Genomic DNA, 14,929 nt, shown 5'->3' with positions numbered 1-14,929 from the left:
GCGTGATCCCAGCTTGAAGGTTTACACTGAAAGCTGATTGGGAAACGTCCCCGTTCGCGTGCACAACGCCACGGCATGCGCACCGTTCCACCCTCGCTCCTCGCCCTTCTTCTCGCGCTCCTCGCAGCCGCGGCGCTGCTGGCGCTCGCGATCCTCGAACCGCAACTGGCCCTGGCCGTCATGCCGGCGGCCGTGGCGCTGATGGTGGCGCTGCTGTTCTATGAAGCACCGCTGCTCGCGGTCGGCCTGCTCGTCGCCGTCTACGGCCTCGCCGTCGATGTGCAACTGGACCTGATGGCGACCGGCGGTGCGGCGGCGCTGGGCAGCGCGGTGGTGAAGCTGGTGCCCTTCGCCATCGCGGCGATGCTCTGCATGCGCTACGGATTCTCTTCCGCCATCAACTGGCCGTTCCTGGCCTTCACCATCGTCGCCATGGTCAGCATCGTCGTGCTGCCGATGGGCCACGTTTCCACCAATGCGGAGATGGTGCGCAGCTTCATCGGCTCGACCGCGCCCTTCGTGCTGGCTTTCGCCGCGGCGCCTCGGCGGGTGTGGTCCAGCTTCTGCAAGGGCATCGTGTTCATCCCGCTGCTCAGCGCCGCCGCCGCCTTCCTGGTGTGGCCGACCGGGCTGCAATCCCCCTTCGATGCGAACTGGCGCTTCCAGGGCATGCATTCGCCGCCCTTCCTGGCGGGCTTCGCGGTCACGGCGGTCTTCGCCGCGACCCTCGAGTATCTGCGCACCGGTCGAACGCGCTGGCTGCTGCTGACCGGCGCGGCGCTGGCGGTGCTGCTGGCGACGCAGGCGCGCGCGCCGCTGATCGCCGTGATGCTCTTCCTCGGCATCGTCTTCCTGCTGGCGGATCGCCGCGTGCTGCCGCTGAAGCGCAAGGTGGATCTGGTGATGGGCGGCATGCTGCCCGGCGCGATCCTGCTCGGCCCCGTCGCCATCTTCGCGGCCGATCGCTTCTTCGGCGACGATGACGTCAACCTCTCCGGCCGCGACGTCATCTGGCCCTATTTCATCGACGCGATCGACCAGCGTCCCCTCTTCGGCTACGGCCTTGGCGCCGGCAAGCTGATCGTGGATCCTGAGGATCCCCGCATCCGCCTCATCCGGTCCAACGCCGCGCACAACGAATACCTGCGCCTGTCCGTCGATGCTGGCATCCTCGGCTGCGCGCTGATCTTCAGCGCCATCGTCGCCTGGGTCTGGCTTGGTACCCGACGCGTGGCGGCGGCGGATCGCCTGGTGCTGCGCGCCGCCCTCGTCGCCGCGCTGCTGCATAGCGGCTTCGACAACACGCTGATCGCCAGCACCGCCGTCGCGCAATTCACCTGGTTCGCTGCCGCGCTGGCGCGGGCGCGGCTGGAACAGCGGGAGAGCATTCCCGCCGGCCTGATGCGCGAAGCCCTGGCCCGGCGCCTGCGCGTGGCATGAACACCGCCGCGGCCACGCTGCCCGCCTTCGTCGCCACCGCCCCCGCACGCCCGCCGCGCGAAAGGCGGCTCGACCTCGACCGCGCCAAGGGGGTGGCGATCCTCATCGTCGTCTTCGGCCACATCGTCGCCGGCGCGCCACCGCGCGGCGCGGAATGGTGGGACCTGCTGCGGACGGCGATCTACGCCTTCCACATGCCCTTCTTCCTGTATCTGTCGGGCACCGTCTTCGGCCTGCTGGGCACGCAGCGCACCCCGCTGGCCGGCATGCCGGCCCTGGCCGCGAAGCGCGCGGCGCGGCTGCTGCCGCCCTTCTTCCTGTTCGGCCTGCTAATCCTTTTCGGCAAGCTGGCGGCCGAGCAGTTCGTCCATGTGGACAACCAGCCGGACGGCCTGCTGGGCGGCCTCAGGGACCTGCTGTTCACCACGGCGCGCAGCCCCGCGACCTCCGTCTGGTATCTCTGGGTGCTCTTCGTCTGTTCCATCGCCGCGCCGCCGGTCTGGCGCCGCATCGGGGCGCCGGGCCTTGTCGTGGTCGGCCTGCTGCTGCTGGCGCTCGACCCGCCCTCGATCCTCTATGCCGACCGCCTGGCGCGCCATGCCGTCTTCTTCGCCATCGGAATCTGGGCGGCGGAGCGGGAGGCGCTGCTGCTGCCCCTCTTCACCCGCTACCTGGCACTGTGGTGGCTGGCCTTCATGGCCGCGCTGCTCGCCACCGTCTTCGGCCCGCTGTCCGGCGATCTCTCGCTGCTGGGCTGCGGCCTGCTCTCCATCCCCGCGCTGCATGGGCTGATGCGCGTCGGCCCGGTCACGCGCTGGCAATGGCCACTCGTGCTGGGATCGGCCAGCATGGTCATCTACCTCTTCAACACCATCGCCATCGGTGTCGCCAAGGCCGCGCTGATCCTGGCCGGCATCGGCTGGACGGCATCGGCCTTCTGGATCCACATCCCCGTGCTGACGGCGGCCGGCGTGCTGCTGCCCATCCTCGGCAAGCGCCTTGTGCTGCGCCGCATCCCGGTGCTGGACCGGATGACGAGTTGACATGAAAAAGGCCGGGGGATCGCCCCCCGGCTCCAACAGCCCGACGGGCGGCGATGGTCACGCCGCCCGCTGCGCCCCCGCATAGCCCTTCGGGTGCTTCACCCGCCAATCCCAGGCGGTCTTCACGATCTCATCCAGCCCCGGGAAGCGCGGGTTCCAGCCCGTCTCCGCCCGCAGCCTGGCGGAACTGGCGACCAGCGTCGCCGGATCGCCTTCCCGCCGCGGCCCCAGCGTATGCGGCACCGGGCGCCCGCCGACACGCTCCACCGCCTCGATCACCTGCTTAACGGAATAGCCGGTCCCGTTGCCGAGGTTGTAGCGAACCGACCGTTCATCCAGCAGCGGCAGCACCCGCAGATGCGCATCCGCGAGGTCAGCCACATGCACATAGTCCCGCACCCCCGTGCCGTCCGGCGTGTCGTAATCCGTGCCGAACACCGTCAGCGCCGGCCGCATGCCGAGTGCCGCATCGATCGCCAGCGGGATCAGGTGGCTTTCCGGCTCGTGATCCTCCCCGGCCCGCCCCGCCGGGTCCGCGCCGGCGGCGTTGAAGTAGCGCAGGCAGGCGAAGCGCAGGCCGTGGATCTTCTCCGCCCAGTCCAGCGCCCGCTCGCACATCAGCTTGCTCTCGCCATAAGGGGAGACAGGGCCGAGGCGCTGCTCCTCATCGATCGGAATCCGCTCGGGGTAGCCGAACAGCGCGGCGGTGGAGGACAGCACCAGCTTGCGGCACCCGTGCCGCACCGCGGCATCCGCCACCGCGGCCAGGGCGGAGAGGTTCTCCGCCATGTAGCGCAGCGGCACCTGCATGCTTTCGCCCACCAGGGAGAGCGCGGCGAAATGCAGCACCGCATCGAAGCGGCCGCCGCCGAAGGCCTCCGCCCGCGCCCTCGGATCCTCGCACCGCCCATCGACCAATCGGGCCGATGTCGGCACCGCTTCCCGGTGCCCCTTGGAGAAATCGTCGAGCACGACGACCTCATCACCCCGGTCCAGCAGCGCCAGGACCGTGTGGCTGCCCACATACCCGGCCCCGCCGGTGACGAGATAGCGACCCAAAGACCCTACTCCCTGAAGTAGCCGCTGTAGCGGGGATGGTAGACCTCGCTGTCGGCGTAGCCGGAGCGGCGGTGCGACTTCGCATCGACCTGCGTCAGCGCCGCGCCGACGATCCGGGCCTTGGCGTCCTCCAGCAGGGCAAGCGAGTTCCGCACCACGGACCTCGGCGTGTCCCGCCATTTCACGCAGAGCAATGTGGCATCGGCAAGACGGGCCACGACGCGCGCATCCGCCATGGCCAGCGCCGGCGGCGCATCCAGGATCACCAGGTCGTAGTCCCGGCGCACACGCTCCAGCAGGGATGCCATGGCTTCCGACATGAACAGGCCGAGCGAATGGATCTCCGCCGCCCCCGCCGGGATGTAGTCCAGCCCCGTCAGGTGGTCGCGCCGCACGATGTCCTCGTACCGCGCCTGGCCCAGCAGAAGCTCTGTCACCCCGGCCGCCGCCTCCGCCCGGAAGGCCTTGCCGATGGAGGGCTGGCGGATGTCGCAATCCACCAGCAGCACCTTTTCCCCGTTCATCGCCGCCGACCGCGACAGGGCGATGGAGGTGGTGGTCTTGCCCTCGCCCGGCCTGGCGGCCGTGATCACGACCACCTTGGGCGGATCGGACCCCAGCCACAGCGCGGCCCGCAGGTTCCGCATGGATTCCGAGAAGGGGCTGAGCGGCTTGCGCGCCACATAATCCTCCACCCGGTTCCGCCCGAGGATCCCGCGCCGCAGCATCGGCACGAGTGCGATGCAGGGCAGGCCGAGCGCCGCGCGCACGTCATCCCCCGTGCGCAGCGTGCTGTCCGCCTGTTCCAGGAACCACACCAGCAGCAGCCCGAACAGCGCGCCCAGCGCCGCCGCCGCCGCGACGAACAGCGTGGGCTTGGGGAAGGACGGCATCCCCGGCACCGTGGCGGGGGACAGGATGCGCGCATCCGGCTTCTCGATCGCCGTCTGGCTGACCGTGGACTGGCTGCGTTCCAGCACCGCGCGCAGCAGGCTCCGCGCGGCTTCCGTCTCCCGCTCCAGCGCGTTCAGGCGGATCTCGGCGCCCTGGGTGCGGGCCATCCGCTCCTCCTGCTGCGCCAGGCTGCCTTCCAGGCTGGTGACGCGGGCGCGCGCTGCGCGGACTTCCGCATCCAGCGCCTGCACCACGCGACCCGTTTCCCCGCCCACGGCGCGTTCCGCCGCCGCCAGGCGGGACGCCGCCGCGCGCACATCGGGGTGCCCGCTGCCCAGCGTCGCTGCCAGCCGGTCCAGTTCCCGCCGCGCCTCGTCCCTCGCCTGGCGCTGGGCGACGAGGTTGGCGGAGCCGAGGGAGGCCATGTCCGCGCCCCCGCCGCCGCCGCGGGCCGCATTGAAGCGCGCCTCGGCGGTCGCCAGCTGGTTGCGCGCCTCCACCAGATCCTGCGTGATCCGGCTGATCTGTTCGGTGCCGAGGCCCGCATTCACGCCGCGCGTCAAGCCGGAGGTGCTGCGCAGTTCCGCGATCTGGCTTTCGTTGCGCTGCACCTCCGCGCGCAGCTGCGCGATGCGGCCATCCAGCCAGTCATTGGCGCGGCGCACCGCCGTGAACTTCGCCTCCAGCTGGTCGGCGATGTAGAGTTCCGCCGCCAGGTTTGCCGCCGCCGCCGCCAGAAGCGGGTCTTCCGAGGTGAAGCGGATCTGCAGCACGCGGCTGTTGCGCACCACCTGCACCTCCAGCCGTGCCTGCACGAATTCGGCCGCCTGGATCTCCGCGATCTCCCCGCTCGGCACGCCCGCGATCGGGCGCGGCGCGATCAGCGCCGCCAGGTCCGGCAGCACCGGCTCCGCCCAGCCCGCCAGGGCGGTCCGCGCCCGGAAGGGGATGCTGTCCGCCCTCTCCCGGTCCTGCAGCCACCACGCGAATTCGCGCCGCTCCGTCAGGTTGAACCGCGCGACGATCCGGCGCGCGACGGACAGGGAGCGCACGATCTCCACCTGGCTCGCCAGCACCGCATCCGTGGTGCTCTCATCCCGCAGGATGCTTTGCAGTTCCCGCGCCGCGTATTCCGTCGGCTCGAACATCGCCGTCGCGCCGGCGGTGTAGCGCGGCGTGATGTTCTTGGCCGCCACCAGCGCCAGCAGCGGGAACAGCAGGATGCAGGCGACCAGCACCATCCGCCGCCGCCGCAGCGCGCCCAGCAGCGCGGTGACGTTCAGCCCCTCCGGCTCGATCGGCGCGGCCGGCGGCGCCGCGCGCGCCGGGGCGCGGCGATCCGCGGGCATGCGTTGGTCGGTGACCGGTCTGTCGAGCATCGGCGTGGAACTCCCCCGGCGGCGCCCGATTTGCCTGCCACTCGCAGGTCGCGCCGCGCTGCACAAACCGGCCCGCCCCGCATCGGTTCCGGCGGCGCGCAAACAACAGCGTGATGACCCGCCTGCGGAAGGAAACGCGAAGCCTTCCCGCGCGTCCCTCCGCCCGACTGCAATCGAAGGGGACCGCCCGCCATGACCTCCCGCCGCCTTGCCCTCCTGCTGCCGCTGCTGCCCGCCCTCGGCCTTGCCGCCTGCGCCAATCCGGGGCTGGACCTGCCGCCGCTGCCCGATGCCAGCCGGTCCTCCTATCGCCTCGGCCCGGAGGACCAGCTGCGCGTGACGGTGTTCAACGACCCGCGCCTGACCGGCGAGTTCCGCGTCACCGATGCCGGCACCATCGCCCTGCCGCTCATCGGCTCGATCCAGGCCGCCGGCCGCACCACGGCGGAGGTCGAGCGCGCGGTCGAGCAGTCGATGCGCGACAAGAACCTGTTCCGCGACCCCTCCGCCGCGGTGGAGGTGATGACCTATCGCCCCGTCTTCGTCCTCGGCCAGGTTGAGCGGGGCGGCCAGTTTCCCTATCAACCCGGCATGACCACCCTCACCGCCATCGCCGTCGCGGGCGGCTTCAACTACCGCGCGCTCCGCGACTACGTCTCCCTCACCCGGGTGACGGAGGAAGGTCGCGCGCAGGAATTCCGCGCCAGCCGCCAGGCCCTGCTCCAGCCCGGCGATGTGGTGACGGTGTTCGAGAGGCGCTTCTGAGGCCCGCCCTCCGCGTCCTATCCCTGCTGGCGGCGCTTGCCGGCGGCGGAGCGCAGGCGGCGGAGGGCCCCGTCGCCCGTGCCGCCGAGTGGGCGGCGCTGCCCCGCCCCACGGCCGGCCCGGCGCAGTCCATCGGCACCACCAATCTCGGCTGCATCGCCGGCGCCGTCGCCCTGCCGCCGGAGGGCCCGGGCTGGCAGGCCATCCGGACCAGCCGCAATCGCCACTGGGGGCATCCCGCCACCATCGCGCTCGTCGCCCATGTCGCCGGCCAGGCGCGCCTGGCGGGCCTGCCCGACCTCTGGATCGGGGATCTGTCGCAGCCCCGCGGCGGCCCCCTGCCCTGGGGCCATGCCAGCCACCAGACCGGGCTGGACGCCGATATCTGGCTCGACCTCCGCCCCAAGCCTCGCGTGCCGGCTTCGCAGCGGGAGGAGTTGTCGATCCCCTCCCTCGTCCTGCCCGACGAATCGGCGGTGGATCCCGCCCGCTGGACGCCACGGCACGCCACGCTCATCCGCATCGCGGCGGAGGCTCCGGGGCTCGACCGTCTGCTGGTCAACCCCGCCATCAAGCGCCGCCTCTGCGCCGACCATCGGGGGGAGGCCTGGCTGCGCCGCGTGCGCCCCTGGCGGGGGCATGACAGCCACATGCACCTCCGGCTGCGCTGCCCCGCCGACAGCCCGGAATGCCGGGACATCGCCCCACCGCCCCCGGGTGATGGCTGCGATGCCTCGCTGGATTGGTGGTTCACCCCCGAATCGCGGCAGCGCCCGGCGCCACCCGCCCGGCCAGCGCCACCGCCCCGAATGCCGCTGGCCTGCGCGCCGCTGCTCACCGCGCCGTGATTGCCCGGAAAAAGGGCATGCTGCCCTCGAATGGGCATTAAGCGACGGTAACGCTGCGCCGCAGCAGGCATCACCTGCTCACGACGGCTTGCGCGCGCCACCCCCCCTGTCGCACACACGACGCAGCACGCGCCCGATCCAGGGGGCGCCCGGCCGGGGGATTCAATGGAGCGACCGTTCGTCGAGATCAGTGGCGTCGCCATGCGCTACGGCGGCGTGGAGGGGACGCTGGCGTTGCAGAACGCCACGCTCGAGGTTGCGAAAGGCGAGTTCATCGCGGTCGTCGGCCCCTCCGGCTGCGGCAAGTCCACCCTGATGCGCCTCGTCACCGGCCTCTGGCCCGCCACCGCCGGCAATGTCGTCGTCGCCGGGCAGGAAGTGGACGGCCCCCTCAGCATCGCCGGCATGGCCTTCCAGAACCCGACGCTGCTGCCCTGGCGCAACATCATCGACAACGTGATGCTGCCGCTGGAGGTGGTGGAACCCCATCGCCGCCAGCTCCGCAGTCAGCGCGCGATGTATGAGGCGAAGGCCCAGGACCTGCTGAAGCTCGTCGGTCTCGGTGGCTTCGACAAGAAGTTCCCCCACCAGCTCTCCGGCGGCATGCAGCAGCGCGCCAGCCTCTGCCGCGCGCTGATCCACGAACCCGCGCTGCTGATGCTGGACGAGCCCTTCGCCGCACTCGACATCTTCACGCGTGAGGACCTCTGGTCCGTCCTGCAGGATGTCTGGATGGCGCGCCGCCCGACCGTGATCCTGGTGACGCACGATCTGCGCGAAGCCGCCTTCCTGGCGGACCGCGTGCTCGTCATGTCGTCCCGCCCCGGCCGAATCATCGCGGAGCGGAAGGTGGACCTGCCCCGCCCGCGCAACCTCGACACCACCTACCAGCCCGAATTCGTCACCCTGGTGCATGACCTGCGGGAACACATCAGCGCCGCCCGCAAGGGCGAGGAGGTCGTCAATGGCCACTAATGCGAAGGTCAGCGACGGGTCGATGTCGCCCGAGGCGCTGCGCCGCCTCGAAGCCCTGACACAGGCCGCGCGCCGCCGCCGCCGCCTCCAGGCCTGGCTGCCCTGGCTGGTCATCATCGGCATGTTCGTGGTCTGGGAAGTCGCCGTGAAGGCCTTCCAGGTGCAGCAATTCGTGCTGCCCGCGCCCACCGACATCGCCGCCAGCATGATCAAGTGGTGGAAGCCGCTGCTGGACAATTCCTGGCAGACCCTGATGACGACGCTGATCGGCTTCGGCCTGGCCATCGTCTTCGGCTTGCTGCTCGGCATCGCCATCGGCAGCTCGACCCTGCTCTATCACGGGCTCTACCCGCTGCTGATCGGCTTCAACTCCGTCCCCAAGGTGGCGGTGGTGCCGATCCTGGTGATCTGGTTCGGCATCGGCACCGTGCCCGCCGTGATCACCGCCTTCCTCATCAGTTTCTTCCCCATCGTCGTGAACGTCGCGACCGGCATCGCGACGGTGGAGCCTGAACTGCGGGACGTGCTGCGCGCGCTCGGCGCCAAGCCCACCGACATCATCCGCAAGGTCGGCCTGCCGCGCGCGATGCCCTACTTCTTCGCCTCCCTGAAGATCGCCATCACGGTGGCCTTCGTGGGGTCGATCATCGCCGAAACCGTCGCCGCCAACAAAGGCATCGGCCACCTGATGATCCTGGCGTCGTCCCGCTTCGACGTCCCCCTGGTCTTCGCCGGCCTGATGGTGACGGCGATCATGGGGGTCGCGATGTATGTCGCGGCGGTGGCGATCGAGAACCGGACCACCGGCTGGGCCATGCGCGGCCAGACGGACCAGCAGACGGCGCTCGCCGGCGTCTGAACGCCGGATCGTGGCGGCGCCGGTCACCCGGCGCCGCTACGCCTCCTTCGCCCAGTCGGCGAAACCCCGCTGCCAGGGCAGGCGCCGCGTCGGCCGCAAGTGGCGGCCCAGCACCGCCAGGTAATGCAGGACAAAGCCGCGATCCGGCGCCCCGCCTTGCGCCAGATGCGCCGCCAGGTGTCGGGTCAGCAGCCCGCCCCCGGTTGTGAGCCAGGCGGATTCCCGCGAACCGCCGATCACCTCCCGGCAGGCTTCCTCCAGCGCCGCGCTCAGCACCGCATGCCCCGGACGGGCGGCCACCATCATCGTCCCGGCCGCACCCCACCCATCCACGCCGGCCACGATCCCCGCCCCCGGCGGCAGCAGCGGCGCCAGCGAGGCAACGCAGAGCAGCGACCGGTCCACCCAGGCGCCACCTTCCATCACCAGCACGCCGAGCCGCAGCAGGTCGTCCCGCATCGCGTGCCCGGGCGCCAGCCGCAGGGCCTTGCCCAGCGCCGGCGGCAGGTCGCCATCCGCGCGCGCCAGCAGCCGCTCGGTCGTCCAGACCTGCACCGCCCAGCCGGGATGCAGCGCCGCCAGGCGCCCGGCCAGGAAGGTGGCCTGCGCATCCCCCTGCCCCGCCGCGAACAGGTGCAGCCGGGCCGGGATCGCGGGCGCGGCGACGTCGCAGGGCATGGCCGCGACCCCCGCCCGCACCAGCGCGAGCGCCGGCGCGGTCATCCCCGGCTCCCGCCGCAGCAACTCCGCCGCCACGGCCATCGCCTCCGCCCGCGGCAGCGTGGCCGCGATCGCCAGCCGGGCGGTGGCCGCGGGGTGCAGCCGCATGTCGTTGACGAGATGCCCGATGGCATTGTGCCGCGCGGTGCGCCGGCCGAGCGCGCCCAGCGCCTCCAGCCGCCGCAGCCGGGCCCAGGCAGCCTCCGCCCGGAAGGCCAGCGCCAGGCCCTCCGCCTGCCGCCACAGCGCCCAGCCGTCATTCGGCACACGCGCCAGGATGGCGCTGGCATGCGCGGCGGCGCGCGCGGCATCCCCGCGCCGCAACGCCAGCAGCACGCCCCCGCGCAGCCGCGCCACCTCCTCGGTCCAGGTCGCGAGCAGCGCCTCCGCCGCCGCGCAGTCGCCCTGTTCCAGCAGGGTCTCGACCAGGGCGGCGGCAACGGGCTCCCCACCCAGTGAGGCCGCGCCCGGCAGCGCCGCCAGCCCCGCCGCATCGCCGGCCAGCCGCAGGCAGCGCCATCGTCGCTCCAGCAGCTTCGTGTTGCCGGGCTCGATGACCATCGCGCGCGCCAGGGCGTCCGCCGCCGCGGGCATGTCGCCCAGCGCCTCCGCCCGCAGCGAGACCAGGCGGGGAAGATGCGCGAAGTCCGGCTCCGCCCGGGCGAGGTCCTCGATCTCCTGCCCCGCCGCGTCCAGCTCGGCCATCGCCAGCAGCGCATAGGCGCGCTCCGCCGCCGCCTGCGGGGTCGTCACCGACCGCAGCGCCGCCAGCGCCTCCGCCGGCCGGCGCGAGTCGCGCAGGCTGCGGGCGAGCCGCACGGCCAGGCCCGGATCGTCCGGGCTGGCCCGGCAGGCGGTGGCGAAGGCCTCCGCCGCCAGCGCGTGGTCGCCCGCCTGCGCCGCGAGGTTGCCCCGCATCGCCGCGATCCGCCCCTCCGTGGGATGCGCCGCGGCAAGGCCCGCAACCACCGAGGCAGCCTCCGCCCCACGCTTCAGCACCTGCAGCAGCGACGCGACCTCGAGCCCCAGCACGGGGTCCATCGCCGAGGGGTCCATCGCCGCCGGGCCATCGCGCAGCAGGGCGAGCGCCTCCTCCGGCGCGCCCGGCCGGAGCAGCCGGGCGGCGGCGATCCGCAGGGCGACGTCATCGGGCCGGGCAGCGAGGGCCGCCCGCAGCCGGGACAAGGCCTCAGCCGGCTCGCACCCCGCGACGAGGGCCGGGAGTTGCTTCGGCGTCAGTGTATCGCCCGCTGCCGGCACCTCCGGCCCGGCGTCCTGCGGCCGAGTCACGCCGCCAGGGCGCGCCCATCCGGGCTGGCGGCGATCCTCGCCAGGACCCGTGCCGGCACCTGCCGCGGCGCCGTCACGCGCGGCGCTGCGTGCTCGATCTTCCGCGCGGCGCCCGGCGGCGGCACGTAGTCGGCGTGGTTGTCGAAGCGCTCCCGCCCCTTCGCATCCATGAAGGTCTCCGCCGGCACGCCCTCCGCCAGGATGACGTCATGCGCCGCCGTCTCCACATGATAGACCGTGAAGCGGTCGGGCAATTCGGCACGCGCCACGCGCGCGATGGTCGTGCCATTCACCAGCGCGCCGGCATTCACCAGCACGCCCTCCAGCAGCAGCGCATGGTCGCCGGTCAGCACCAAGTCCCGCTTCGGCAAGCCATCGCCGAGCGCACCGGCCGCGACGCGCACAAGGCTGCGTTCCTCCGGCAAGAAGAAGGCCGCCAGTGTCTGCCGGCCCACGAAGGTCACGGCCACCGCGCGACCATCATCGGTCAGCACCAGGTCGCCGGGTGACAGCGCCTCCACCGCCACCTCGCCGCCCGGCGTCGCGATGGCCGTCCCCGCGGCGAAGCAGAAGATGAAGGGCGTCGTCTGGTCCACGACAGCGGTGATGCCCCCGGGATAGGGGTTCGCCGTGGTGGTCGCCAGGGCGTAGCCGTCCGTCTCATTATAGACGACCCAGTGGCCGTTGACGGAGCCGACATAGGTGTCCGTGAACGGCCCGACGCCATCATTCGCATCGCCGACGAGCTGATCGCCACCGACGACGCTCCCATTGGCATCGCTGTAGGAGTAGGCGAAGGGGATAAAGGCCTCGGTGATCCTGAAGACGCCCGTGGCTTGGTTGAACGTGCCGGGATAGAGACCCGCGATATCAAATGTTGCCATTCGCTTCCCCGAAGCACCAGGAAACACAACCGTAACGCGACTTCCTGCCGCAAGCAGTTCCACCGTATACTCAACCCCCACCGGCATCGCAACGACCTCTGCGGGCTGCCGCCCGGCAACTCTTCCGGGCCACCAACCTTCCGGTGCATCCTCCCGGCCACCGGCGCGGAATCGGGCCGCGCCCCTCGGGGATCGCCATCGATGCGCCGCCTGGCCGCCGCCTCGCTCCTGCTCCTCCTCGCCGCACCGGCGCTCGCCCAGCCCCGCGCCGCCGCCTGCACCGCGCCCGCCGGGCCGCTCCAGGCCACCATATGCGGCGATGCCGCGCTCCGCGCCGCCGATGCCCGCCTCCGCGCCGCGGAGCGTGCGGCCACCGCCACCACCGGCCGGCCCGCGACCCTGGCCGTCCGGGCGGAGGCCTTCCAGCGCCGGCTTGAAGCCGGCGACACCACCACCGCCCCCCGCCCCTTCACCCGCGACGAATTGCTGGACGAATATCGCGAACGCACCGCGCAGTTCGACGATTTGGTCCGCCAGGACCGCTCCATCCGCCGGCTGGAAATCCAGCGCTGCCCCGATGGCCGGCGAGACTGCCCGCCCAACCCCGTCTTCGCCCGCCCAGCCGCCCTGGAACGCAGCTGCCTCGGAAGCGCGCTCCGCAACTGCCGGGTCACCACCGCGGGCCTGGTTGCCAGCGAGGACCGCAACACCCGCATCCTGTTCCAGATCCAGCACGGCTTCACCGACAGCGACGGGCTGCGCGCCGGCATCGTGCTGATGGCGGAAACCCGCGGCGGCTGGCGCCTGGTCGGCTGGTCGTTCGAGGGCGTGTCCTTCCAGCCCCCCCGCCTGGTGGAAAGCGATGCCGGCCTGCTGCTGCATGCTGAGGGCCGCACCGGCGGCTCCGGCAACGGCAATGCCGACCTCTTCTACCGCCAGACACCGCAAGGCTGGTCAGAACTGGAATCCGACAGCTGGTGGGCCAGCCTCCCCGCTCGCCTGCCCGCCGGCCTCGGCGTCATGCAGGGCGTGGACTACGATGCCGAGACCCTCTCGGCCCGCACGCCGCTGTGGCGGGAGGAGGACGGGAATTGCTGCCCGACCGCCGGCGGCGCCATGCTCGATTTCCGCATCGAGGGTCGTTCCCTGGTCCTCGCCGCCGTCACGCTCGATGCCGTCGCCCGCGCCCAGCAACCGCGCCCCGCCGCCTGCCCCGCCGAACGCGCCAGCTATCGCTTCACTGGCGAGGGCGAATTCACCGCCGAATTGCGGCGGGACGGCCCGCCCGCCAGCGCCGAATCGGACCTGCTGCTGCGGCTTCGCTCCGACGCCTCGTCACGGGACTATTGGTTCCGCTTCACCCAATCCCAGGGCTACGGCACGCAATACATCCTGCCGGTCGCCCCGCCGACGGCGGAGGGCACGCGCGACCTGGAGACGGAGGAGGATGCGCTGCCGCTGATGACCTTCCATGGCGTGCGGGCGGACCTGTCGATCCAGGAAACCCCGCCCCGCAGCGGCACGCCGGCGCCCCGCCACCTCTTCCTGCCCGCCATCGGCCAGGCGCTGTGGTATGGTCAGATCCCCGGAACGCCCTCGACCAGCCGCGAATCGCTCCGCCCCGGCTTCTGGACGCTCTCCGCCTGCCGCTAGGCCGCCGCGGCGCCAAGCGCGCTTCGCGCCCTTTCGGAGCGCTACCGCGCCCTTTCGGAGCGCTACCGCGCCCTTTCGGAGCGCTACCGCGCCCGAGAGATGCAGAACTCGACGATGCCGGCGAGCGCCCGTCGCTCCACCCCATCCGGGAACACCGCCAGCGCTTCCAGCGCCGCATTCCCGTAGTCACGCGCCCGCCCCACCGTATCGGCGAAGGCTGCGTGCTTCTCCATCAACGCGATGGCGCGGCCCAGATCCTCATCGGCCTGCTCGCGCTCCTCCAGCGTGCGCCGCCAGAAGACGCGCTCGGCCTCGTCGCCACGCTGGAAGGCCAGCAGCACCGGGAGCGTGATCTTGCCCTCCCGGAAATCATCGCCGACCGTCTTGCCCAGCGCTTCCTGCCTGGCGCTGTAGTCCAGCGCATCGTCGATCAGCTGGAACGCGACACCGAGGTTGTGGCCATAGGCGCGCAACCCCTGCTGCTGCGCCGGCGTGCAGGCCGCGACGATCGCGCCCACCTCCGTCGCCGCCGCGAACAGCGCCGCCGTCTTGCCCTCGATCACGGCGAGGTACTGCTCCTCGGTCGTCGCGGTGTCGTTCTGGGTGATGAGCTGCAGAACCTCACCCTCCGCGATCGTCGCCGAGGCCTCGGACAGGATGCGCAGCACCTCCAGCGACCCGTCCTCCACCATCACCTGGAAGGCGCGGGCGAAGAGGAAATCGCCGACCAGCACGCTGGGCTTGTTGCCGAACAGCGCATTGGCACTCGCCTGGCCGCGGCGCAGCGCGCTTTCATCCACCACATCGTCATGCAGCAGCGTCGCGGTGTGGATGAACTCGACGCAGGCCGCCAGCGCGACATGCCGCTGCCCGTCCCGGTATCCCGCCAGCTTCGCCGCCGCGAGGGTCAATAGCGGCCGCAGCCGCTTGCCGCCCGCGGCCACGATATGCGCGGCCAGCTGGGGGATCAGCGCCACCGGACTCTGCATCCGCTCCACGATCAGCCGGTTGCAGGCCTCCAGGTCGTCACGCACCAGCGCAGTCAGCGCCGCAAGCGCGTCCTCTCCGCGGACGATGTCCGAAGCTGCAGTGGTGCTCGGCGCGACGGACAAATCCACGC

General features: G+C 71.8%; 12 protein-coding genes. 7 read left to right on the top strand and 5 right to left on the bottom strand.

Features of this window, described 5'->3' with window-relative positions:
- Nucleotides 1-75 precede the first annotated feature (75 nt).
- Complete coding sequence (locus BM041_RS14880; protein ID WP_092960666.1) at nucleotides 76-1,440, top strand: O-antigen ligase family protein; 1,365 nt, start codon at nucleotides 76-78, stop codon at nucleotides 1,438-1,440.
- Nucleotides 1,437-2,483, top strand: coding sequence for an acyltransferase family protein (locus BM041_RS14875; RefSeq protein WP_092960665.1), 1,047 nt, complete (start codon nucleotides 1,437-1,439; stop codon nucleotides 2,481-2,483). Before BM041_RS14880 ends, BM041_RS14875 begins: the two co-directional genes overlap by 4 nt.
- Nucleotides 2,484-2,540: 57 nt before the next feature.
- Here the strand turns inward: BM041_RS14875 and galE are convergent, their stop codons facing one another.
- Entirely contained in the window at nucleotides 2,541-3,542 is a 1,002-nt protein-coding gene (gene galE / locus BM041_RS14870) for a UDP-glucose 4-epimerase GalE (RefSeq protein ID WP_092960664.1), read from the bottom strand.
- A 5-nt stretch (nucleotides 3,543-3,547) separates the two neighbouring features.
- Complete coding sequence (locus tag BM041_RS14865) at nucleotides 3,548-5,815, bottom strand: polysaccharide biosynthesis tyrosine autokinase (RefSeq protein ID WP_092960663.1); 2,268 nt, start codon at nucleotides 5,813-5,815, stop codon at nucleotides 3,548-3,550.
- A 192-nt stretch (nucleotides 5,816-6,007) separates the two neighbouring features.
- On the opposite strand from BM041_RS14865, the gene BM041_RS14860 reads away from it, so the two are divergent.
- From BM041_RS14860 to BM041_RS14845, 4 genes are all read left to right on the top strand, one after another.
- Nucleotides 6,008-6,580 carry a polysaccharide biosynthesis/export family protein gene (locus tag BM041_RS14860; protein ID WP_092960662.1) on the top strand — a complete coding sequence of 191 codons (573 nt, stop codon included), beginning with the start codon at nucleotides 6,008-6,010 and terminating at the stop codon, nucleotides 6,578-6,580.
- A complete protein-coding gene (mepA, locus tag BM041_RS14855) occupies nucleotides 6,511-7,428 on the top strand; it encodes a penicillin-insensitive murein endopeptidase (RefSeq protein WP_342713799.1) in 918 nt (305 codons plus the stop codon). Before BM041_RS14860 ends, mepA begins: the two co-directional genes overlap by 70 nt.
- A 165-nt stretch (nucleotides 7,429-7,593) precedes the next feature.
- Entirely contained in the window at nucleotides 7,594-8,403 is an 810-nt protein-coding gene (locus tag BM041_RS14850; RefSeq protein ID WP_092960660.1) for an ABC transporter ATP-binding protein, read from the top strand.
- Nucleotides 8,393-9,262, top strand: coding sequence for an ABC transporter permease (locus BM041_RS14845; RefSeq protein WP_092960659.1), 870 nt, complete (start codon nucleotides 8,393-8,395; stop codon nucleotides 9,260-9,262). Before BM041_RS14850 ends, BM041_RS14845 begins: the two co-directional genes overlap by 11 nt.
- A 36-nt stretch (nucleotides 9,263-9,298) precedes the next feature.
- Here BM041_RS14845 and BM041_RS14840 read toward each other — a convergent pair whose 3' ends face one another.
- Together BM041_RS14840 and BM041_RS30610 are read right to left on the bottom strand one after the other, a co-directional pair.
- Complete coding sequence (locus BM041_RS14840; protein WP_139226073.1) at nucleotides 9,299-11,272, bottom strand: tetratricopeptide repeat protein; 1,974 nt, start codon at nucleotides 11,270-11,272, stop codon at nucleotides 9,299-9,301.
- Nucleotides 11,269-12,156 (bottom strand): Hint domain-containing protein, encoded by an 888-nt coding sequence (locus BM041_RS30610; RefSeq protein ID WP_175533946.1) that lies wholly within the window; start codon nucleotides 12,154-12,156, stop codon nucleotides 11,269-11,271. Before BM041_RS30610 ends, BM041_RS14840 begins: the two co-directional genes overlap by 4 nt.
- A gap of 201 nt (nucleotides 12,157-12,357) precedes the next feature.
- On the opposite strand from BM041_RS30610, the gene BM041_RS30605 reads away from it, so the two are divergent.
- A complete protein-coding gene (locus BM041_RS30605) occupies nucleotides 12,358-13,809 on the top strand; it encodes a hypothetical protein (protein WP_092960656.1) in 1,452 nt (483 codons plus the stop codon).
- A gap of 83 nt (nucleotides 13,810-13,892) precedes the next feature.
- Here the strand turns inward: BM041_RS30605 and BM041_RS14825 are convergent, their stop codons facing one another.
- Nucleotides 13,893-14,927 carry a polyprenyl synthetase family protein gene (locus BM041_RS14825; RefSeq protein ID WP_456303961.1) on the bottom strand — a complete coding sequence of 345 codons (1,035 nt, stop codon included), beginning with the start codon at nucleotides 14,925-14,927 and terminating at the stop codon, nucleotides 13,893-13,895.
- Nucleotides 14,928-14,929 lie beyond the last annotated feature (2 nt).

Source organism: Falsiroseomonas stagni DSM 19981, from assembly GCF_900114315.1.
Lineage (GTDB): Bacteria > Pseudomonadota > Alphaproteobacteria > Acetobacterales > Acetobacteraceae > Falsiroseomonas > Falsiroseomonas stagni.
Note: the sequence above shows the minus strand (reverse complement) of the source record. Positions and strands in the feature narration are given on the sequence as shown.